This is a genomic window from Spirosoma aerophilum (assembly GCF_054782495.1).
Map to the genome: position 1 here is coordinate 1,633,620 of NZ_BAAGSJ010000013.1, position 22,040 is coordinate 1,655,659.

Sequence of the window (22,040 nt, forward strand, 5' to 3'; positions counted from 1 at the left end):
TAATCTTTGCGACCTTTGCGGCATTCATAGCGTCATCGCGGTTAATCATGCTGATCGCAACGACCCCAACGCTTCTCTACCAACGCAAAGACAATTCTATGCAACTCCTTGACGGTAAGTTTCTCTCGGCACAAATCAAACAGGAAATCGCGGCCGAAGTCGCACAAATTCGCGAAAAGGGAGGAAAGATTCCTCACCTCGTCGCCATTCTGGTTGGCAACAAAGGGGCGTCTGAAACCTATGTAGCGTCTAAAATGAAAAACTGTGAAGAGGTGGGTATGCACTCGACTCTCATTCGGTTCGACCCCTCAGTTACTGAAGACGAACTACTCGACAAAGTTCGGGAAGTGAACGAAAACCCCGACATGGACGGCCTGATCGTCCAGCTTCCCCTCCCCGATCACATTAACCCCGACCGGGTGATGGAAACCATCAGCCCCGCTAAAGATGTGGATGGTTTTCACCCAATCAACATTGGTCGCATGGCCAAAGGGCTGCCGGCCTATATCTCGGCTACGCCACAGGGTGTACTCGAAATGCTCAAGCGGTACGATATCAAAACCGCCGGTAAACACTGCGTGGTAGTGGGCCGGAGCCAGATCGTGGGCTTACCCATGTCCATTTTGATGCAGCGTAATACGTATCCGGGCAACTGCACCGTCACGATTACCCACAGCCGGACGCAGAATCTGGCCGAAATCTGTCGCTCAGCCGATATTTTGGTAGCGGCCCTCGGCAAACCGGAATTCGTAACCGCCGACATGGTGAAAGAAGGTGCCGTTGTGATTGACGTGGGCCTGGAGCGTGTACCGGATGCCAGCAAAAAGAGTGGTTTCTCGTTAAAAGGCGACGTGAAGTTTGATGAAGTAGCGCCCAAAACAAGCTTCATCACACCCGTTCCGGGGGGCGTAGGCCTAATGACCATCTGCTCGCTGATGCAGAATACGCTGATTGCGGCCCGGGGAGAAATTTATTAGCCTTCCGGTTTTGTCATAGACCATACCGCTCTCCGGTTTCTTTCTTCTGAATTCGAAAAGCGTGTAAATTCTTTTATTGTTTAAGTATTCATCAACGCTAAAATCAGACGAAATCATTCGACGTCCGTTTTTAGCGTTGATGTGCTTTTACGGAAGTCGTAACTCATTCAACTTATTAACAGACTATCCGGATTGGTTAAACTCCAAACGAATGAAATTCATCCTCTCCATTTGTGGTCTATTGGTAGTTCATGCCTCCTTTGCTCAAAACGTAGCTGCCTACTTCGAAAAAATACGAACCAACTCCGCAGCTTTAACGGCTTTTATGGCCCAAATGCCGAAGGGTGGCGATTTACACCATCACTACAGCGGATCTGTTTATGCCGAGACGTTTCTGGAGTACGTGATTGAAAACAACTTTTCCATTAACCGAACTACATTCGCCATAGCTCCTACCCCGCCTGATAGTGATGGATGGACTACTTTCGCCGTTCTCAGAGCCGAGGGTGCGCTGGAGCGATACAAACAACATCTTCTCCAACAGTGGTCTGTCAAGGATTTCAATCCTGTTGACTCTCCTCCCGATAAACAGTTCTTCGATTCCTTTTCAAAGTTCAGAACCGCTATGCCAGGCACCTTTGAGCGGGGTTTGCTGGAGATAAAAAACAGGGCGAAGAAAGAGAACGTCAGCTACATCGAAACCATGCTGGAGAACGTGACCGGCAATGTAGTCACGACCGACCTGAACCGCTATAACCAGTTACTTCGTCAGGGGCAGCTGTTGCAGGATGAGCAAAAAACGGCCAAGATTCTCGATACGCTGTATCAGGCTATTCTGCAGAAAGGCGTTAAACAAACGGCTCTTGACTTCAACGAGAACGTAATACGTCGGCGACACCACGAGCTGAAACTGGACGATGCCCAGTTCACTATGCGGTACCAGAACTTTGTGCTGCGGTTTATGGAGCCGGTAGATCTCTTCAAAAACCTTGTTCTGGCCTGCGAATCTGACCAGAACAGTGAGTTGATTGTTGGTGTCAATATCGTTGCTCCCGAAAACGAGAAGATAGCCATGGCCGACTATTGGCTACACATGATGATGTTCAGGTATTGCCACACAAAATACCCTCAGCTTACCTTTGCCCTTCACGCGGGCGAGCTTGCGCTGGGTATGGTAAAACCAGAAGAGCTAACCTGGCATATCAACGCGGCCGTTCACATAGCCGGTGCCCGGCGGATCGGGCATGGGGTAGCAATCCCCTACGAGAAAAATGTCTATGATCTGTTACGGCACATGCATCAAAACAAAATAGCCGTTGAGATCAACCTGTCGAGTAACGAGTTCATTCTGAATGTGAAGGACGACCGGCATCCGATCATGCTTTATAAAGACTTTAGCGTACCAATCGTTATCAGCTCCGATGATGCCGGTATACTGCGAACCAGCCTAACGGAGCAATATGTACTGCTGGCCAAACGCTATAAAGACCTATCATACGCCGACATAAAGCAATTTGTTTACAACAGTTTGCGGTACAGCTTTATTAGCGAGCCAACGGTGAAGCAACGATTGATTACTGATCTGGATACCCGATTTCGCAGGTTTGAAGCGTCTGTTCTGAAGGGCAGGTGAGCGGACTGGTCTGCTGCGGTTCACCGGGTAGACATAAAAACCCCCTACGCGTTAGGTCGGAGAACCGCTACGTAGGGGAAGCGCGGACACGGTTACCAATCGTGCCCACCGGTGTAAAGGTAAAGTAGTCGGCCAGATTTATCACTACCTCATCTATAATTTACACGGGACAACTTTCGCAATCGCTCTCTAAACCCGTGTCGATCAGGCTTTGTCGGGGAGTTGTTTTACCGGCATCCGGGCGATGAGTTCTCCCCTCTTTATGAGGCCAATTGCGGCACAGGCCCATCCATCCGGTCTTGATTTAATCAATTGACCTAAAGCCAGAATCGGGCAAATACAGGCATTAACAAACTTTAACAGGTAGCTCAATCCCGGTTGGGCAGCTTTTTTGCGTATTTTTGACCACTCCTTACACAAAAGCAGTTCGTTAATCTTCATTTGTATGCAATCATTTAAACGCCTGAACACCCTAACGGGTTGGCTCGTTTTCGCTGTCGCGCTGATCACCTATGCGATGACCGTTGAACGCACCGCCAGCTTCTGGGACTGTGGCGAGTTCATTGCGTGTTCGTTCAAACTCCAGGTACCTCACCCCCCCGGTGCGCCATTCTTCCTCCTGCTCGGTCGGCTTTTCTCCATGATGTCGTTTGGTGACCTGACCAGTGTAGCTTACTGGGTAAACATGGCGTCGGTACTGGCCAGCGCATTCACCATCGCATTTTTGTTCTGGACCATTACCATGCTGGCCCAGAAATTATTAGGTAAACCCGAAAGTGAGTACACCACTGCTGATACATTACTGGTTATTGGCACCGGTGCTGTGGGTGCCGTGGCGTACACGTTCTCTGATACCTTCTGGTTTTCGGCGGTAGAAGCTGAGGTGTACGGTATGTCCTCCTTTTTCACAGCCATTGTTGTTTGGGCCGCTTTCAAATGGGAGCGTATCGAAGACGAGGCATCAGCCAACCGCTGGCTCATTTTCATCGCTTACCTGACAGGTCTGTCAATCGGCGTCCACTTACTGAACCTGGTAACGCTGCCTGCCCTGGCACTTATCTATTACTTTAAGAAATACCCCAAAGCAACATTTTGGGGAGGTGCCGCTGCGTTCGGTATTGGTCTGGTCATTCTGGGTATTATCAACTCAGGTATCATTCCGGGTTTACCGGGCATGGCATTCGCCGTTGAGCGTTTCTTCGTGAACACGCTGGGTTTACCGTTCACCTCCGGCGCCATCTTCTTTACGGTTGTCTTCGTTGGTGCCATTGTCTACGGTATCATCTGGTCGGCCCGGCAGAAGCGCGTTGTGCTGAACACGTCCCTGTTGGCTCTGGCCTTCGTGCTGATTGGCTATGCGTCCTATATGCAGGTGCTGGTACGGGCTGATTTCAACCCCCCTATCAATGAAAACGGCCCCAGCGATGAGCTGAACTTCCTGTCGTATCTACGTCGGGAACAGTACGGCAGTCGCTCGTTGCTCTACGGCCCGGTCTTTACAGCTCGGCCCGTCGATCAGAAGCAGGGAGCTGCCATGTGGAAGAAAGAAGGCAACCGGTATGTTATCTTCGATCACCAGCCGGAGTATGTATATGCTCCCGGCGACGAAATGCTGTTTCCCCGCGTCTACAGCAGTCAGCAAAATCACCCAGCATTGTATCGCCAGATGCTGGGCTTAGCCGAAGGGCAGAAGCCAACCATGGGCGACAACCTGAAGTTTTTGTTTAGCTATCAGTTGGGACACATGTGGTGGCGTTACCTGATGTGGAACTTTGCCGGTCGTGAAAGCGACGAAGAAGGTGCGGGGTATCTGCTGCCCTGGTCGACCGATCAGAACGCCCCTGATTTGCTCGTCAATAACAAAGCCCGCGACAACTTCTACATGTTGCCGTTCATTCTGGGTCTGTTTGGAATCACCTTCCAGTATTTCCGCCGTCGTCGTGATTTCCTCATTGTGGGGCTGCTGTTTTTGTTTACAGGTATTGCTCTGCAGGTTTTCCTGAACTCCCCCCCATCCGAACCCCGCGAACGTGACTACATTTATGTCGGTTCATTTTATTTCTTTGCCATCTGGCTGGGCCTGGGCGTAATGTCTATTGCTGAAGGGTTACGTAGTTACCTCAAATCAGATATGGCCCGCAATGGACTGGTGGCGGGTGTTTGTTTGCTGGTGCCCCTGATGATGGGAGCCAAAAGCTGGGATAATCATAACCGCGACAAACGCTATCAATCGGTTGATTTTGCCAAAAACCTGCTGAACTCCTGCGCGCCTAACGCCATTCTGTTTACCGGTGGTGATAACGATACGTTCCCCCTTTGGTACGTGCAGGAAGTTGAGGGCTTCCGTACCGACGTGCGGGTTTGTAACCTAAGCTTACTGGGTACCGAGTGGTACATTCAGCAAATGAAACGCAAGACGTATAAGTCAGAAGCGTTACCTATCTCACTCGAGTTCAACAACTTCAACAAAGGCAAAAACGACATTGTGCCTTTCTACGAAGTGCCCGGTGTTAAGAACGGTATCGACCTCAAGCAGTACATCAATTTGATTAAAACGAGCAATCCGGCCGTTCAGGTGCCGCTCACCAATGGCGACATGACGAGCATTCTGCCATCGTCTGTGCTGTTCCTGCCCATTGATAAAGCAGCTATCGACCAGGCTAATTTCGTTCCGGCGGCACTGCGTCCGTTGATGAAAGATACCCTGCAGTGGACCATCGGGAAGAAGGACTTGTACAAGCCTGACCTGATTATGCTCGATATGATCGCAACCAACAACTGGAAACGACCTATCTATTTTTCGAGTACGCTGGCCAGTGACAATTACCTGAGCCTGAAAAACTATATGCAGTTGGAAGGCTATGCGTACCGGCTGATGCCTGTGGCGGTACCGGGAGCTACGGATGGGTATGTAAACTCTGACATCATGTTTACCAACATGACGAAGAAAACCTTCTGGCGTGAATTTGATAACCCCAATGTATATTATGACGAGACGTATAAAGGCCCACCGGTTATTTCGGCCCGTATTGCCTTCTTCCGTCTGGCCGATCAGTTCATTCGGGAAGGAAATAAGGATAAAGCCCGTGAGGTACTAAATTACTCCCTGAAGGTTATTCCAGACAAGTCGATCCCCTACGACCAGATTTCGTCCAACTACGTGCGTTTCCTGTTCGAAGTTGGCGACAGCAAGAAAGCACTTGAAATAGCCGATGTCATGGCCAGCCGTGCCGATCAGGCGTTAACCTACGACAAGAGCGGCAACGGCCGGTTTGGCAACCCTGATTCAGACTTATACATTCTACAAACGATTGTTGAAGCCTGTAAGGAAGCCAAACAAACAGCGGCAGCCAATAAATACGAAGCCATCTTCCAGAAGCATATCAACGCCTTTGGTTGATTAAAAGCGTAAGCATACAAAAAGCCCGAACAGCCATTGGTAGTTCGGGCTTTTTGCTTTAAGTCATGACTTCAGGGCAATAGAAATCAACACATTGAATGTAAATCGTTGTTGAAGAAGGCAGCCCCTTATTATCACTACCGTCTAAAAGTAAGTCATAAAAATAGTGAAGGGCTAGATAGACCAACAAAGTGAAAGAACAAAATCTAAATTAACTTTTACACAATTTTAGGATACAAAAGTTATAAATATATTGGCAGTAATAGATATAATGTAATTACTTTTGCTTCGCTTTGGCTTTCCTCTTATACCATTTTCTTAATGAATTTACCTCGATGGCTGTTCCTTTCCCTGTGTTCAGTCCCTCTGCTCGTATACCATAGCTTTGTCTTCATCAATAGCCAGAACATTCCCTTCACGGATGATCTGGCGATAGTAGCCAACCTGTATGATCTGCACACGGCTCAGACGCTAAATGGCTTTACGGCAGTGTTACTGTCCTTCCATAATGAGCATCGGCTACTGTTGCCGCGACTCATTACCTGGGGACTCCGTAGCCTGAACGGGGGTATTATTGATTTTCGGCATTGGGTCTGGTTCGGCAACAGCCTGTTGCTGATAGTGCCCGGAGTGCTTTTTTACGTATTCAGAAGTTATCGGAAACCATATGGCTTTTTCCTTCCGGTGTTGATTTTGCTGTTTCAGCCTTTATTCCTCGAATTAACGGAATGGGGTATGGCTTCCCTACAAAATATTGGCGTACTGGCGGTGGCGGCCATAACGCTTTTCTACATCTGCCGAAGCGACACGTCTCCAATCCGTTTACTTATAACCTTTCTGCTTACCGGCGTTACCCTGTTCACCGGGGCCAATGGCTTACTGCTGATTGGAGTGGTTGGACTTGTGCTGCTGATTCGTCGGCAGTACGTACAGACGGTTCTCTGGATGGCCGCGGGTGGGCTGGCTATCTGGGCCTATTGGCAGGGCTTCATGCCGGATGTACACGCTGGAAAAGGAACCCAAACAACATTCAGTGTATCAAATACCGGGCTGTCGCTTTTTGGGCTAGCCGGGTCTCTAGTGGAGTCACAACGGTACGACTTTCTATCGATTGGGATGGGCCTTATTATGCTAACGGCTTTTACCTGGGTGGGTATTCGACGGGCATGGACATTGATTGGTTCACCCTTGGTAGACTGGCGAACGCTGTTCTTACTGTCCTACAGCCTTTTTTTGCTTCTGACGATGGGGGTTATAGCGCTCAATCGACCTCTAGCCGACGTTTTGCACGTGAGTCGATACAAAATCTATCCTTTGCTGCTTTTGATTTGCCTGTATTTGCTTTTGCTGGAGCCACTAAGCTGCCATAAACAAACCGCCATGGCTATTTTAGTCGTGTGCATTGCCTTCAATAGCATTACGTATCGCCGGGCGCTGCCGGTAATTCGTGTGCATCAAACCGAGCTGTATGCATGGCTGAGTCGATACCAATTAACCGGACAGGTTGGTGCACCCAGCCCCTACATGGAGCAATATTATGCCCAACGATTAACTGCCTTTACCAGCCAACATCTTTATCAGCCTCCTGATCATTCGAAGAAATAACTAGTCTAAAGCCAAGCCTATACGACTGATGAGGACAGTCGTTAAGATAAACGGTTTAGACTGAGCAGACTTTAACAACTGAACCTATTACTAACTCACCGTTTGCCAGACGCTCTATCATTATTTTATACTGGCCATACCCCTCACTAAAACGTTCCGACTGCATGATGAACCGGTTCAATCCAAACAACCGGTCCTGACTGGTTGACAGGTCCTTGACCATTTGAAAATTGTCGAATAAAAAGTCGGCGAAACCCTCCGTCTGCATCAATACGTGGCTAACGGCGACATAACCCGTAAATGGTTCAGTTTTTCTTTCTGGTTCCAATACACTATTAACAGTAGCTATTTTAGTCATAATAGAATTTAGGTTTTTGAGCATCAAGTACGTATTGTGGGGCAAAAAATACCGACAGCAAACAGCTTTCTACCCGTTCATAGAAAATCAATAAGGATAATTTAACTGTTCTGATGCGGTCGTACCCAACCGCTTCAGAACGTCTATTTGACAAATTAATAGGAAGCTTATATAATTAATGAATTATCCCAAACACTCGTACACTTATAAAATGCCATGATTGGGTACTGGTTGATAGTATGTTTTTGAAAGCTATTTGAAAATTATCCACGCTTTAGCATACATATAGTTATTTAAATTAAAAATAAATATCTTTTTGTTTACCATAACAATATTATGAAAACATAAATTAGTATCCAATAAAATAGTCGAAAAAAATTTTGATGTAAGCTCGAAGGATAATTTTCCCTGATAGATAGGAGTCATTTACCTGGAATCACTTCAGGGTGGAGTACATAGTGGCTGATTAGCCTTCTCTAGTTGGATACTTCGTAGCGTTAACTTTTCTACTTTTTCCAATAAGGTAGCGTTCATTTCGACTGGATTAATTCTTTTCTGAACTACCGCTTGAGCGGAGGGAACACCTGTTAAATACCCGTATTGGCTGACGTAAGCAGGCCAATAAAGCTAATTTCGTGACCTGTTCTATAGGATTGTCCAGCACCAAAGCCCCTAAAAACAGTGGCATATCCATTGGTATTAGTGTACTCGGCCCTCACCCCGTACATTAGAATGACCCATGGTAGCGCAACTATAGCGCAGCCAACGCCTACCCTGATAAATATACTACTTTGACTGGTGTTTCCTGAAGGGCTCACGATGATTACATCGTTTCGAGCAAGGCTTTTAATAATTGGCAGTAGACTACAGAATAATAGCTGTATACAAATTTACTTGATGTTTTTGTGGGAAGTTATACAAAGTCACGGAAGGCAAATTTGGCTTATTTCTTCATATAACCAGTCGTATAAGAATAGATAGAGTCTTCTCTTTCAACAGCAGAAGTGGGACTTACAATTACGTATAAATAGAATTGCCCATGCCTTTAATGAACATTTTGAACTATTTTAATGCCAGTTTTTACCAGTGGGCATAAAAAAAGACGGTGCCTGATTTTACATCTGACACCGTCGTTAAGTTTCTGATTTTCAATCAGCCATGAAAGAAGTCTTTCATCTTATCGAAGAATCCTTTTTCGTTTTTGTTTGGTCGGGGCTGGAAGTTGGGCGAGTTGCGCAGTTTTTCCAAAATTGACCGTTCTTCGGCTGATAGTATTTTAGGTGTCCAAACGTTTACATGAACAAGTTCATCACCCCGTCCGTAGCCATTCAGTTCTTTAATCCCTTTCCCTTTCAGGCGAAGAATTTTACCGCTCTGCGTTCCGGGTTCCAGCGTGATTCGTGCTTTGCCATCAATGGTAGGCACCTCTACGCTCGTACCGATTGCCGCATCGACAAAGTTGACATAGAGGTCAAATACGACATTGTTGCCATCGCGTTTGAGGTCAGCATCCTCTTCTTCTTCAATAACGATCAGCAGATCACCGGCAACCCCTCCTCGTGGTGGAACGTTACCTTTGCCGCCTACCGATAGTTGTATGCCTTCGGCAACACCAGCGGGAATTTTGATTGGGATAACATCTTCCTGCAAAACACGACCCTCGCCAAAACAGGCATCGCAGCGGTCAGTTACAATTTTACCCTCCCCATTACAGGTCGGGCAGGTGCTGGTCGATACCATCTGACCGAGCATGGTGTTCACCACTTTGCGGGTCTGGCCGGTACCACTACAGGTCGAACAGGTCTGAACAGCCGTCCCGTTTTTAGAACCGTTGCCGCCACAGGTGTTACAGGTAACGTGACGTTTTACCTTGATTTTCTTCTCCACGCCATTGGCAACCTCCTGCAAATTGAGCTTCAGTTTGATACGCAGATCGGAACCACGCCGAACGCGCTGCCGACCACCGCCCCCACCCTGTGCTCCCCGGAAGAAACTGCCAAACGGCGAATCGTCGCCAAAGACGTCGCCAAACTGACTGAAGATATCCTCCATGGATGGACCGCCGGCGCCGTACCCGCCACCAGCCGCACCACTCATACCGGCATGACCAAATTGATCATAACGGGCTTTTTTCTGGGGATCGTTCAGGACGTCATAAGCCTCGGCGGCTTCCTTGAACTTTTCCTCGGCGGTTGGGTCATCCGGATTTTTATCAGGGTGAAACTTGATAGCCATCTTGCGATAGGCTTTCTTCAAGTCTTCAGCCGAGACGTTCTTGTCAACGCCTAATATTTCGTAATAATCGCGCTTCGTTGCCATATCTTTCAATGCTAAACGATAGAATGACTGAATGGTAGAATAGCCTATGCTAACCTATTCTACCATTCAGTCATTCTATCATTCAATCATTATGTTAGCTTCCTACAATTACTTTAGCAAACCGAATGACCTTGTCATTCAGATAATATCCTTTCTCTATCTCGTCGATAACTTTTCCCTTGAGATCATCGCTGGGGGCCGGGAACTGGGTTACCGACTCGTGTAGATCAGCATCAAACGGCTGGCCTTTCGACACCATTGGTTTCAGACCTTTCCCTTCGAGTGTCTTGAAAAGTTTAGTATAAATCAACGAAACGCCTTCCTGGAGAGCTGCCACATCGTTCGTGTTTTCGATAGACTGCATGGCCCGTTCAAAATCATCCACTACGGGTATCAGCGCCTTCAGGACACCTTCGTTGGCATTGTTGATCAACTCAAGTTTCTCCTTGGCCGTCCGTCGGCGGAAGTTCTCAAAATCAGCGTATAAACGGAGATATTTATCTTTGAGTTCGGCTAATTCACTGACAGTTTTATCGACTTCCGCCGTTACGGGTTCGGCTGCGGGCGTTGTTTCGTCAGCGTCGGCTGGCTCTCCGCCATTAACCGTTACCGCTTCTTCTTCTGTCACGGGTGTTGTCAGGTTGTCAGGTTGTAGCGTATCGCTGGATGCCTGTTCATCCATAATGTCTTTATTTTCCATCACTGAGCTTCTATTTCTCTTCCAGAAATTCATAGGCAAATATGGTCAAAAGACTGGCCAAAACCGCATTATCTGCCAACTTGACACATACTTACTGACCCGGCACGACCAACATTTGCCTGATTTGCAGGATTTATATTTCGTCAGTCTATGTTTTCGTTTTAATGTCTGACAGATGTATCGGCTTTCATCTATAGGTTTAGACGATCAATTTAATTGAGTAACTGGATTTCATGCACGCACCCTCTGTTCACTATACGCAGTTAATTAAGGCAAAGGCCGTTGAGCTAGGCTTTGATTTTTGTGGAGTAGCCAAAGCAGATTTCCTGGAAGAGGAGGCTCCCCGATTGGAAAACTGGCTTAAAAACGGGATGCATGGCCAGATGAATTACATGGCGAATCACTTCGATAAACGGCTCGACCCACGCCTGCTTGTCGATGATGCCAAGTCGGTCATCACCGTGTTATTAAACTATTATCCGGAGCAGAAACTTCCCGAAAGCCAGGAGGACCTAAAGTTATCAAAATACGCTTATGGAACTGATTATCACTTTGTCATAAAAGACAAGTTAAAAGATCTACTGACCTTTATCCACACCGAAATTGGCGAAGTAGGTGGCCGGGCTTTTGTCGATTCGGCACCCGTTATGGACAAAGCCTGGGCTAAACGCGCAGGACTTGGCTGGGTGGGCAAACACACGAATCTAATCAATCGGGAGATCGGTTCTTTTTTCTTTATCGGCGAGTTGATTCTTGATCTTGAACTGGAACCAGACGGCCCTATCACCGACTATTGCGGCACCTGCACTCGCTGCATCGACGCCTGTCCAACCGAGGCTATTGTTGATCCGTATGTCGTAGATGGCAGCAAGTGTATTTCTTACTTTACGATTGAGTTAAAAGAGGCTATTCCAGAGGATGTGCGTGGCCAGTTTACCAACTGGATTTTTGGCTGCGATATTTGTCAGGATGTGTGCCCCTGGAATCGGTTTGCGCGGCCGCACAAGACACCCGCCTTCGACCCGCACCCCACCCTGACTGAGTTTACAAAAACCGATTGGGAAGAGATCACGGAAGATGTGTTCCGGGAAATCTTCCGCCGATCGGCTGTTAAACGCACCAAGCTGGAGGGGTTGAAGCGTAATATAAATTTTATAAAGTAGTGCCGAGCGGGACAGTCGATTTTACTTGACCTGGAAAAACCCACGCAGGGCTTCCCCTACCCGCCACACGTCTTCAAACGTGTTATAGAGTGGAGTGGGTGCCAGCCGGATGCAGTCGGGCTCGCGCCAGTCGCCAATGATTCGCTGTTCTGTCAGGTAGTTAAACAGTGTCTTGCCGTTCTTCCGAACGAGTAACGACAGCTGACAGCCACGCTGATTCGGATCGTCGGGGGTCAGGATAAGAATATCGTCAAACGCGCTGAGTATGTATTCCAGATAACCCGTCAGACGTTCGCTTTTTTGCCGGAGCGTAACAATACCTGCTTCAGCCGTGATGGAAATGGCCGCCCGATGCAGCGACAGGGCCATAATATTCGGCGTACTGATCTGCCATCCATCGGCTCCTGGCGCTGGCAAAAAACCAGGAGTCATCTCAAATCGCTTATCCTCCCGGTAACCCCACCAGCCCGCCAGTCGGGGCAGGTTCTGCTGGTGGTGTTTCTCATGCACAAACACCCCCGACACGGCACCCGGCCCACCGTTCAGGTATTTGTAGGAACACCAGGTGGCAAAATCGACGCCCCAATCGTGTAGTCGGAGCGGTACGTTGCCGATGGCGTGGGCAAGATCTAAACCAATGGGTACGCAATGCTTCCGGGCCGTTTCGGCAATGGCGGCCATGTTATAAACCTGACCCGTGTAGTAATTAAGGCCACTCATCCAGATCAAAGCCAGCGAATCGGCATGTTCGGCTATAGCAGCCTGTATATCTGACGTGTGGATAAGGCCGTCATCCGGTCGCGGGGTAACTTCAATAATGGCATCTGCCGGATGAAGGTTGTGCTGTTTCACATGGGTTTCCAGCGCGTATTGATCTGAGGGAAAATCTCCCTTAATGGTCAGAATTTTATATTTTTTGTTAGGAGACCCGTCTACGGCTGTCGGCCGATAAAAGGAAGCCAGCAGCAAATGGAGGTTTACGGTCAGCGCATTCATAGGGCAAACCTCAGCGGGTTCGGCTCCGAGAATCTGTCCGAGTGCGTTTTTACAGGTTTCGTGGTAACGCAGCCACGGCTGCTCGGCGGCCTCCGTCTTGTCAAACCACCCTTCAACGCCCAAATTCTGCCAGGTATTCAGCTCCCGGTCCAGTGCTGCCCGTGCCGATTTGGGTTGCAGTCCGAGCGAGTTTCCGCAGAGATAAATCAGGTCCCGACCATTGTGCTGTGGAATATAAAAACGATCCCGAAAATCCCGCAAGGGGTCTTCCCGGTCAAGTTGTTGAGCAAACGCAAGCGAATTTTCGTAAGTCATGGACAAGAATACTAACTGTCTATAAATAAACTACGCTTTTCATATTATTTTGTTCAGCATTCGTTTCGATCAATAGAAACAGCCAACGGTTTACTTTCTGTGTTATCTGTAAAGTAAAACGACTGTGAAGAAATTGGTTGCAAACTGCGCTGACCCTGGATAATGAGATCATTCCGCATCATTCTGTTCGTCATTGGTCTTTCATTGTCTCAGGCCACGCGTGCTCAATGGCGGCTTCTCTACAAAAGTCAGGACATTGTCGCTCCAGGGGCTGACACTGCTCTTAGCATTACCTCCATCGAGTCCCGAGGCCTCTTCAGCAAGTATCTGGTCGTCCGTTCTGACAATCAACCTAAGTCGCTTGTTCTCAAAAATGCGGTTTGGGGCTACGTTGACGGGAACAACCGAGTATGGCGCTCGTACGACAAAGACAGCTACTTGTTGGTTAAGTACAATGGCGGCTGGGCCGAGTATGCCATCAATCGGTTTGTATCAGGTACCAGCTTCCGAACATACATGCAGCCCATGTACAGCCGAACGCTCGATAGTCCTATTCATTCCACCTGGCAGGCCGCGATGAAAGACGTTCCCCCTTCGTTTATCCTGAAATAGATTGGCTCCACTTATTTAACGTGAATAACGGCTGAATATAGATTGACAAAATGTCAACTTAAGACCAGGATGCACACCTGATACAAAAAGATTTAACCACAGAGGCACAAAGTACACAGAGGTTGATCAGGAACATTTCTTCCCTATCAATCTCTGTGTACTTTGTGCCTCTGTGGTTGAATCTTTTTGTATCAGGATTGTATAACGTGAACAACAAATGCGTTAAAGCTAGATTCGGACCTACTCAACACGTTATTTACGCTGTTTTAGCATCCAGTCATAAATAGCCTGGTCTTCGTATAGGTATTGAATACTATGGCCTTCGTTGGCCAATCGCGTGAATTTAACCTTTCCCAGACAAGCTTCCAGCCGTTTGACCAGCCTCTCTGTTTCGGAAATAGGAATAACATCGTCGGCTGTGCCATGAAACGCCCAGACCGGGATGTGTTTAATGGCACAAATTTTTGTCGAATCATCACAACCACCGCAAAGTGGAACGACGGCCGCAAATTTATCAGGATAGGCCACCGCCGTTTGCCAGGCGCCATAGCCACCCATACTAATCCCGGTTATATAAACCCGCCTGGGATCAATCCTGTATTTTTGGTTAGTTCTGCATATAGCGAATCGAACCAGTTATCGGTCGACCAGAACTTACCATCCGGGCATTGAGGGGAAGCAATAATGAAGTTGAAGTGGCGCCCCTGATCGACCAGATAGGGTAAGCCATACGTTTTCAATTTACTGAAATCCTGCCCTCGTTGGGAGCCACCATGCAAATAAATGACCAAAGGAAACGCCGAACCTTTATCAACATAATTATTGGGCAAGTATATTAAATAAGGGTAATTCTCGTTCTGCTTATGATTGTTTTGAGCCTTTAGCTCATTTGGCAAAGCAAGTGCACTGAAATAAAGGAGAAAGATAAAAGACCACAAGGAGCGCATACCGATAAGATTATCTACAAAGATTAACAAAACGTAATGTAATCATTTCGGAATGCAGTAAAGTATTTCCAACCCTTTAGCCTTAGCGTGCATCCGTTATCCTAAACCCAATTGATCATGAGATATCAAATTATTTTCAGCTTGTTATCCTTCCTTTTACTCTGTCAAAGTAAGTCTATATACGGACAATCCAAGCAGCAAACAGAGCCGTTTCCCACCTACCAGCAGATTCGGCCAGCTGGTCAAAAGGTTGAGATATTCGACTATGTGCCTCAACAATTGAACAAAGAGGTTATCCAGCAAAAAATTATATTCAAACTTTTCGATTATCCTGAAGGTGAGGTCATTTATTTCCTGAATGGCAAAAAAACGACCAATGAGGACGAAGCCAAAACAATCATTTACCAGAATGGGAATAAGATTAACAGTATTGGCATTACGGAACCTACCACCGATGTTAAAAGGATCATCACAATTGATTTTACACCAAAAAAGTAGTGTCAGCTCTATAAACAGCAAGGCCTGAATCCGTATGGAATCAGGCCTTCTTACGTAAAATCTCTAGCTGCTATTGGTGTTCCATACCGCCACCTTTCTTGCAGCAACTTGGTAATTTATTATAACCAGCCTGGTCAGCCGCTACCTCTTCAGCGTCGTAACCCGTCTTGCTGATGTTGGCTTTTAGCCTGGCAACATCCGTTTTTGCCGGGTTGTATTTAATCGTGACCACTTTTGTTTTCACATCTAAGTCAGCTTCTTTGACACCCTTTTCGAAAGCAAGATTCCGCTCGATGCGGGATTTGCACATGCCGCAAATGGCCGACGTCTTGATCTTTACTTCTTTATCCTTGTCATCGCGCGTGGGTGCTCCGGCGAAGAGGTTGCCCATAAGCATCAGCGAAGTCAGGGCGGTTAGAAACAGGTTACGCAACATGGTTTGGCTTGGTTTATAGTGAATTAATAACGAAAATTTAAGTTAAATGGTGCCGTTGACCGGCATTTACATACTCATTTTATGATTCATTCGGTTATGCCCGGAATGGTTCATCGTGCGCATCGACATTAAGCTGGGTGACAGTCGAAGGTAGATCTGCCCCGAAACAGGTGTCTTTCCGTAAAACGCCTGTAGTGATTTATCGGGAAGGCTCGTGGTCACCTGCGCGCCCAGGACTACATCTGATCTAAGTTGCTGCGCAATACGATAATTCACACCCAATGTCAGGTTGTTAATGGTGAACATTTTATTGTGTGCCATTTGACCCGACTCTCCGCCGGCCGTTGGGTTATACAAGCTTAACTCCTCTGCCGATTTACTGACGTTCTCATATCGCCCGTAAAAGGCCACTTTATCTTTTTGCAAGCTACTTTCGGCTAGATACGAATTTTCGCCCGAGCCGTCATGGCTATTACGTCCCCAGACAAAGGAAGATGTTACGTAGCTGTCAGGTCCTAACCCTTTGCTATGCAAAATAGATGCCGTAGTACGCGTGATGTTTTCTTCGGGATGTGCTTCTTCGGGGCTGTGCAGAAAACCCTGTGAAAATTGTACCGCCAATGACGGAGAAGGATTTATTGATAACCGATACGAATAACTGTTGAAGGTAGGCTTATCAAAGTTGTACCGGTGCTCGTCAGGCTCCCGGCCCGTAAACGTCGATGCTTCCAGCCGGGCCCATTTATAGCGGATGCCAGCGGTAGCCACGCCAAACAAAATGTGCGTAGCATCCTGCCAATGGTGACTCAGTGGTGCATCAGGATTATTAAAAGCCGAAATCCGGTGCATGAAAGCAGGCGGCCCAAGCGCCGGTTCGCCGGGATAGCCCACGTAGCCAAACAGATCTACATCTTTACTGAAAGCATGGCTGTAGCTCACAGACAGTTCAGAGACAAGATCGTGTGGGTGTTGCTTGTCAATCAGTGGTTGACCTTTGTAGGATTCACCCGTTTGGAAAAGCAGCGGATAGCCCCCATTCCCAACCGTTAACGGGTCGAGCGATAGCATAGCCCGAACCTGGAACAGACCCCGTTTTCCTACTTTCCGCTGGGCCATTCCCATAAACCAGTTTGGTGCGCCAAACTGCTCCCCACGCCCTCGTCGGTCGGGGTTGTTGCTGTTCTGGCTGGTATACCGCAGATAGATTGCATAGTGCAGCATGAATGACCAGCCGCTGGGTGTTGGCTGACTCATGTACGCATACATGGGCGTGTTATCGGGGTGCCAGGACGTGCCCGAGCCATTTCGATTCATGGGCAGATATCGGGACAGCGAATGTGTCATACCCATGCTTGTATCCATCGTTAATCCGTCATTCAGCCTGCCCATCGAACTATCCATAGCCATGCCCTGGTGACTGCTCATGTCCATGCCGCCATGCATCGAGTGATCCATGGGTTTTGTCGTGTCAGCTTTTGGTTGGGCGGGCATAGTCATTCCTTCGTGATGCTGGGCAGAGGCTGTTACTGCCATAAGCATGAATGGCAGGGTAAAAAGTGCATGTTTCATAACGTTGTTGAGTCAATCAAATAATCGTTGCCCGGATCGTACCCTCCTGTTCCCAGAGGCACATGACCCGGTCATTTGCCAGTCGTGTCAGTTTGGCGTACCCTCCTGTCCCCAAAACTGTTGGCTGGGGTTGCTTTGGCGTAATCACCCAAAGCTGCCCGGCCTGCTGATAGACAATATAATCGCCTTGTTTAGTAGTGACAATTCGAGGGTTTTTGCCCCCGACAATTTCTGTTTCTGGCTGACCGGGACGAGCCGTGTAGAGTTTATCAGCCCGTCGCCAAACGGTAGAAATTGACCCGTTGGCATCTATGTCCAACCCGCCCCCATCCATCGGGCAGGCATTTAGTTTCCAGGTTCCTTCCCCCAATTTCTCCACTTTGCCAAACGTTTTCCCCCCATCTGCCGACCGTAGCAGGTACATATCCCGTGAACCATTGAGAAAATTGCGGAACATGAGCGCCACTTGTTTTCCCCGGCTAACAGCGGATACCTGACAGCATTCGCAGATAGTACCATCCGGCGATTGATACAGGATCTGATTGGGTTGCCACGTCTGGCCTCCATCGGTCGAATGGGCACCAACCAGCTTATTCCGCTTATCCCCTCGCAGGTCGAGCCAGATAGCGGTATACTCATTGGCAGGCCCGGCCGTTACAGCCATTAAACCTTCCTTGGCAACATCATTTACATCATTTATCCGAATCCGTTTTTGCCATTTACCGGTTGAACGGTTCAGCGTGTAAGCCCAAACATTACCTGACTTGTCCAGTGCAGTAAGCAACACAGACTGTTTGGTGGTGGCAATTTGCGGCCCGCGTGTGGCTCCAAGATGTAAACCCGGCAGACTATCCACCCGAACGGCCGGCTCAAACGAATTGCCATTACCGGAAGTGGTATAATAGATAACCTCCCCCTTTCCATACACTATATGTGCCATGCCGCCGGGGTCGGTGGCAATAGATGGCTGGATACCCTGACCAACGACCTTGCCTGTTGTTGGTAGCGGGTCAGCAGACCAGTGAAGTATGGTTAAAAGACTGAGGAAAAAGGGTAGCATAGAGCGTTAGTTTTTTTTAGTAGGGTGAGAATGGCCGAAAAATCATCGGGAAGACTTTTCGGCCATTTTTCTAGGCATTGGCCGACATCGACCGGCATTCTTCGGCGCATTTGCGGCAGGCTTCGGCGCAGGCTTTGCAATGGGCATGGTGACCGGCGTGTTTTTCACACTCTTCGGCACAAGCCTCACACACTTCAGCACACAAAACCATAAAGTCCCGGGCGAACTCCGAACCCCGGGCGTCTAACCGACCACAGAGCGTACAAATGTCTGCACAATCTCGGCAGAGCTTAATGCAGTCGGTCATGTCGTGGCCTTTGCTGTCGCTGTCGCCCATTTCCAGACAGGCCGTTACACAGCGTTCGCAGGCTTCGGCACATTCGAAACAGGTGTCGGTGTGGTTGTGGTTGTGTTGCATGGTTTCCATAATCGTTGTTCGTTAAATGACCATCGTTGATCTGACAAAATAACTACGCTTACTCGATAGAGTTTTTACATAATTGTCTGTCCGTTTCATACAAAAGAGACAGCAACCCCTAAGAATTTTGAACCACCCTCAACAACCACTTACCCTAAATAGCATCCAGACTTCGCCTTTCTGTACGGACTAACTTCCGAAACTGGCCCGGTGTCTGTCCGGTTACCTGTCGAAACTGATTCGACAGGTGTTGAACGCTGCTATAACTCAGCCGCCACGCTATTTCGCTCAGGGTCAGTTCGTCGTATTGCAACCATTCTTTTACTTTTTCAATCTTAAGGGCTATGATATACTTCTCCAGCGTTTGCCCTTCGCTTGCCGAAAAAAGGCTGCTTAGGTAAGAATATTCATATCCCAGCTTCCTTTCCAGAAAGGTCGAGTAGTTTTCACTGGCCAGCCGCTCGCCTTTCAGGTGCTGTATTTCGTTGATAAGCAGTAATTTGATGTGCTCAACCAGAAACTGCTTTTTATCATCGATCAGATCGAAGCCGTTGGCCTGTAGTGCCTTCCGAATGTCGTCGAGCGAAACCGTATCGGTTAATTTTTCAATGTCAACATCCCCTAGTTCAACCCGGTTAACGGTCAGACCTAATTTTTCGAGTTCTTCGCGTACGACACGCTTGCAACGGTCGCACACCATATTTCGGATGGTTAGCGTCATCAGTTCATGGGTTTAAAACGAAAGCCAACATAAACCATTCGTCCGGTTATCGGCCCCCAAACCTGCGATCCGGCATCGAAGCGGGTACCGAAGGGATCGTTAGCCGCTACAATAGGGTTGAGCTGACGGAAGCCGGTCAGGTTCTCGCCACCCAGATAGATCTCCCAACCCGACAGAAACGCGCGGCTCACCTGGGCATTCAGGTTATAAAATCCCGGTGCAAAGGCCGTCGGCATGTTTTCATAACTGGAATGAACGTACCCTTCTGCTAAATACGGGATTCGCCGGGGACCATTCCATTGCAGCGTTGCATCGAATTTCCATTTATCGAATGGCAGCGCATAACCTGCGTTGAACAGCACCCGTTCGCGGCTGACCATCATTTTCGGCAGCAGTCTTTGCTCACCAAAAGGCCCGCCCATACTCTGCTGTACATCGAACAGTCGATAAGCGGCTTTTACTTCCAGGCGTTTGGCAGGCTGTACATTCAGTTCGGCCTGAAAACTATTGGCAAATGATCGGGCTTGGGCACCGGCTCTGTTCAGGTTGTAAAAATGAAGTTCTCCCGGATGTTCAATGTCGACAATCAGTTGGTTCTGGAAATCGGTCCGGTGGTAATCCACTACCAGCGACGCTTTTTTACCCAATAGGGAAAAGTCGTTGGTAACGCTTAACCCATAGTTCCAGGAAGTCTCGGGCTGGAACGACCCCATGAGGAACACCGCCCGCGAACTAACCAGATATCCGAAGTTTTCGGCCAAGGGGTTGGCAATTCGGAAGCCACGCCCGGCTGAAGCCCGAACGGTCAAATTCTGATTGATGGAATACTTAACGTGTGCTCTGGGTGTCCACTGCGCCCCGAATAAGTTGTGGTAATCAAAACGCCCCCCCAGCACCATTGTTAGCTTTTCGGGGTAGGTATAGGTGTACTCAGCGAAAACACCCGGTACCGATTCTGTCCGACTCGTTTGCAACGTCCCCAGCTGCTCCCGATAATCTTCAAGCAGGTAACTTATGCCCGCTTTGTATGCATGGTTGGTGTTGCCGATAATGGACTGATAGATCAGGTTACCGTAGAATGTGCGTTGCTGACCCGCATACGGTTTATAGCCAAAATTGGCCGTTTGTTCGTGGGTCACCCCATTCAAAATCAACCCCAGTCCTTTGTAGGGTTTCTCGGGATACAGGATCGCTGTTTTTGAGAAAAACTCAAGCCGCTTCGTCGTGTTCCCAAACTTGTACCGGGTATCGCCAAAACGGGACAACTGCCCCCCATCCCGATCTTCGTAAAGTGCCTTTACGCCAAATTGGGCCATAAACCGGTCACTGCTGTATTTGTAGCGGTTGATGGCGTTGATTTGCGAGTAAAGAGGCAAATCACGAAAGCCATCGTTGTTCTGATCAAGTTCGTTACGGAGTGTGCTGGCATGCCCTAACACGCCCATGCTCCATTTTTTATTCAGCGGTTTCGACCAGTTGACGTTGCCTTCCAGACGCCCAAAACTGTTCGCGTAGGCATTCAGGAAGAGCTTGTTTTTTTCGTCGTCGGGCTTTTGCAATTCGACATTTATCTGGCCACTCATCGACTCGTAGCCGTTCACGACCGAACCAGCCCCTTTCCCTACATCAATGCTGGTAATCCAGGTACCAGGAATATAATTAAGGCCAAATGTGGTGGCCAGCCCACGCACCGTTGGAATATTCTCGACATTGGTTTGTACGTACTGTCCGCCCAGTCCAAGAAATTGGATCTGCTTGGCTCCCGTAACGGCATCACTATACGAAACGCTGACGGATGCATTGGTTTCGAAGCTTTCCGAGAGATTACAGCAAGCGGCTTTGGCAAGTGTACGCTGATTAATAAAATCCGTCTGGATAGGGTTGATCCGGTCAATTTGCCCCGGTGCCCCAGACACCGTCACCTCCTGTAAAGTCCGCTCCGAACGAAGCGTCACCGTCAATTCCTGCGATGGTGTTTCGACCCGAATGGTATCGGGCAAGTAACCAACGTAACTGGCAATCAGGGTGTTTTGAGATGGATGCGCTGGCAGCTGAAATATCCCATTGGCATCCGTAATGGTGCCAGCATTTGTGCCAACCCAGCGTACAGTGGCCCCGACAAGTGATACGCGTTTACCGTTTACGGTTTCGCCAACGCTGCCCCGAACGGAAGCTATAAGTTGTGTATTTGTTGAATCGGATTGCGCCTGAACGGAATTAAATAAACCTGTGCAGAGCCCCCCGCTAAGCAGAGCAATCCATAAAGAAGAAAATCGCATGAGTTCGTTGATTAATAGGTACGTGTGATGGCCC

Annotated in this window: 20 protein-coding genes; 7 read left to right on the forward strand and 13 right to left on the reverse strand. The window is 48.3% G+C overall.

Annotated features, from left to right (window positions below; all coding sequences use genetic code 11):
* The first annotated feature begins 98 nt into the window (after nucleotides 1–98).
* Together ACYVK4_RS18155 and ACYVK4_RS18160 are read left to right on the forward strand one after the other, a co-directional pair.
* On the forward strand, nucleotides 99–977 hold the full coding sequence (locus ACYVK4_RS18155; protein ID WP_461129616.1) for a bifunctional 5,10-methylenetetrahydrofolate dehydrogenase/5,10-methenyltetrahydrofolate cyclohydrolase: 879 nt from the start codon (nucleotides 99–101) through the stop codon (nucleotides 975–977).
* Nucleotides 978–1,188: 211 nt separating this feature from the next.
* Complete coding sequence (locus ACYVK4_RS18160) at nucleotides 1,189–2,610, forward strand: adenosine deaminase (RefSeq protein ID WP_461128938.1); 1,422 nt, start codon at nucleotides 1,189–1,191, stop codon at nucleotides 2,608–2,610.
* A gap of 204 nt (nucleotides 2,611–2,814) precedes the next feature.
* Here the strand turns inward: ACYVK4_RS18160 and ACYVK4_RS18165 are convergent, their stop codons facing one another.
* Complete coding sequence (locus tag ACYVK4_RS18165; protein ID WP_461128939.1) at nucleotides 2,815–3,051, reverse strand: hypothetical protein; 237 nt, start codon at nucleotides 3,049–3,051, stop codon at nucleotides 2,815–2,817.
* A 4-nt stretch (nucleotides 3,052–3,055) separates the two neighbouring features.
* Between ACYVK4_RS18165 and ACYVK4_RS18170 the strand changes: the two genes are divergently transcribed.
* Together ACYVK4_RS18170 and ACYVK4_RS18175 are read left to right on the forward strand one after the other, a co-directional pair.
* A complete protein-coding gene (locus ACYVK4_RS18170; RefSeq protein WP_461128940.1) occupies nucleotides 3,056–6,010 on the forward strand; it encodes a glycosyltransferase family 117 protein in 2,955 nt (984 codons plus the stop codon).
* A 321-nt stretch (nucleotides 6,011–6,331) separates the two neighbouring features.
* Nucleotides 6,332–7,615, forward strand: a complete 1,284-nt coding sequence (locus ACYVK4_RS18175; protein ID WP_461128941.1) for a hypothetical protein — start codon at nucleotides 6,332–6,334, stop codon at nucleotides 7,613–7,615.
* Nucleotides 7,616–7,670: 55 nt separating this feature from the next.
* Here the strand turns inward: ACYVK4_RS18175 and ACYVK4_RS18180 are convergent, their stop codons facing one another.
* From ACYVK4_RS18180 to ACYVK4_RS18190, 3 genes are all read right to left on the reverse strand, one after another.
* Entirely contained in the window at nucleotides 7,671–7,973 is a 303-nt protein-coding gene (locus ACYVK4_RS18180; RefSeq protein ID WP_461128942.1) for a hypothetical protein, read from the reverse strand.
* A gap of 1,152 nt (nucleotides 7,974–9,125) precedes the next feature.
* Nucleotides 9,126–10,292: a molecular chaperone DnaJ gene (gene dnaJ, locus ACYVK4_RS18185; protein WP_461128943.1), complete on the reverse strand. Its 1,167-nt coding sequence runs from the start codon at nucleotides 10,290–10,292 to the stop codon at nucleotides 9,126–9,128.
* A gap of 94 nt (nucleotides 10,293–10,386) precedes the next feature.
* Nucleotides 10,387–10,992: a nucleotide exchange factor GrpE gene (locus tag ACYVK4_RS18190; protein WP_461128944.1), complete on the reverse strand. Its 606-nt coding sequence runs from the start codon at nucleotides 10,990–10,992 to the stop codon at nucleotides 10,387–10,389.
* Between the two features lie 233 nt (nucleotides 10,993–11,225).
* Here ACYVK4_RS18190 and queG point away from each other — a divergent pair, with 233 nt between their 5' ends.
* Nucleotides 11,226–12,155 (forward strand): tRNA epoxyqueuosine(34) reductase QueG, encoded by a 930-nt coding sequence (gene queG / locus ACYVK4_RS18195; protein ID WP_461128945.1) that lies wholly within the window; start codon nucleotides 11,226–11,228, stop codon nucleotides 12,153–12,155.
* A 21-nt stretch (nucleotides 12,156–12,176) separates the two neighbouring features.
* Here queG and kynU read toward each other — a convergent pair whose 3' ends face one another.
* The gene (gene kynU, locus ACYVK4_RS18200) at nucleotides 12,177–13,466 is read right to left on the reverse strand and encodes a kynureninase (RefSeq protein WP_461128946.1); all 1,290 of its coding nucleotides are present in this window, start codon (nucleotides 13,464–13,466) and stop codon (nucleotides 12,177–12,179) included.
* Between the two features lie 162 nt (nucleotides 13,467–13,628).
* On the opposite strand from kynU, the gene ACYVK4_RS18205 reads away from it, so the two are divergent.
* Nucleotides 13,629–14,078: a hypothetical protein gene (locus ACYVK4_RS18205; RefSeq protein WP_461128947.1), complete on the forward strand. Its 450-nt coding sequence runs from the start codon at nucleotides 13,629–13,631 to the stop codon at nucleotides 14,076–14,078.
* Nucleotides 14,079–14,330: 252 nt separating this feature from the next.
* On the opposite strand, the gene ACYVK4_RS18210 is transcribed toward ACYVK4_RS18205, so the two are convergent.
* Both ACYVK4_RS18210 and ACYVK4_RS18215 read right to left on the reverse strand, forming a co-directional pair.
* Nucleotides 14,331–14,636, reverse strand: coding sequence for a carboxylesterase family protein (locus ACYVK4_RS18210; RefSeq protein ID WP_461128948.1), 306 nt, complete (start codon nucleotides 14,634–14,636; stop codon nucleotides 14,331–14,333).
* A gap of 11 nt (nucleotides 14,637–14,647) precedes the next feature.
* Nucleotides 14,648–14,908 (reverse strand): hypothetical protein, encoded by a 261-nt coding sequence (locus ACYVK4_RS18215; RefSeq protein WP_461128949.1) that lies wholly within the window; start codon nucleotides 14,906–14,908, stop codon nucleotides 14,648–14,650.
* A 234-nt stretch (nucleotides 14,909–15,142) separates the two neighbouring features.
* On the opposite strand from ACYVK4_RS18215, the gene ACYVK4_RS18220 reads away from it, so the two are divergent.
* The gene (locus ACYVK4_RS18220; RefSeq protein ID WP_461128950.1) at nucleotides 15,143–15,523 is read left to right on the forward strand and encodes a hypothetical protein; all 381 of its coding nucleotides are present in this window, start codon (nucleotides 15,143–15,145) and stop codon (nucleotides 15,521–15,523) included.
* 70 nt (nucleotides 15,524–15,593) lie between these two features.
* Here the strand turns inward: ACYVK4_RS18220 and ACYVK4_RS18225 are convergent, their stop codons facing one another.
* From ACYVK4_RS18225 to ACYVK4_RS18250, 6 genes are all read right to left on the reverse strand, one after another.
* Nucleotides 15,594–15,959 carry a heavy-metal-associated domain-containing protein gene (locus ACYVK4_RS18225; RefSeq protein WP_461128951.1) on the reverse strand — a complete coding sequence of 122 codons (366 nt, stop codon included), beginning with the start codon at nucleotides 15,957–15,959 and terminating at the stop codon, nucleotides 15,594–15,596.
* Between the two features lie 66 nt (nucleotides 15,960–16,025).
* Nucleotides 16,026–17,528 (reverse strand): hypothetical protein, encoded by a 1,503-nt coding sequence (locus ACYVK4_RS18230; protein WP_461128952.1) that lies wholly within the window; start codon nucleotides 17,526–17,528, stop codon nucleotides 16,026–16,028.
* Between the two features lie 16 nt (nucleotides 17,529–17,544).
* The gene (locus tag ACYVK4_RS18235) at nucleotides 17,545–18,588 is read right to left on the reverse strand and encodes a sialidase family protein (protein WP_461128953.1); all 1,044 of its coding nucleotides are present in this window, start codon (nucleotides 18,586–18,588) and stop codon (nucleotides 17,545–17,547) included.
* Between the two features lie 70 nt (nucleotides 18,589–18,658).
* Nucleotides 18,659–19,015 carry a four-helix bundle copper-binding protein gene (locus ACYVK4_RS18240; protein ID WP_461128954.1) on the reverse strand — a complete coding sequence of 119 codons (357 nt, stop codon included), beginning with the start codon at nucleotides 19,013–19,015 and terminating at the stop codon, nucleotides 18,659–18,661.
* Between the two features lie 145 nt (nucleotides 19,016–19,160).
* The gene (locus ACYVK4_RS18245; RefSeq protein WP_461128955.1) at nucleotides 19,161–19,727 is read right to left on the reverse strand and encodes an AraC family transcriptional regulator; all 567 of its coding nucleotides are present in this window, start codon (nucleotides 19,725–19,727) and stop codon (nucleotides 19,161–19,163) included.
* Nucleotides 19,727–22,006 carry a TonB-dependent receptor gene (locus ACYVK4_RS18250; protein ID WP_461128956.1) on the reverse strand — a complete coding sequence of 760 codons (2,280 nt, stop codon included), beginning with the start codon at nucleotides 22,004–22,006 and terminating at the stop codon, nucleotides 19,727–19,729. Before ACYVK4_RS18250 ends, ACYVK4_RS18245 begins: the two co-directional genes overlap by 1 nt.
* Nucleotides 22,007–22,040 lie beyond the last annotated feature (34 nt).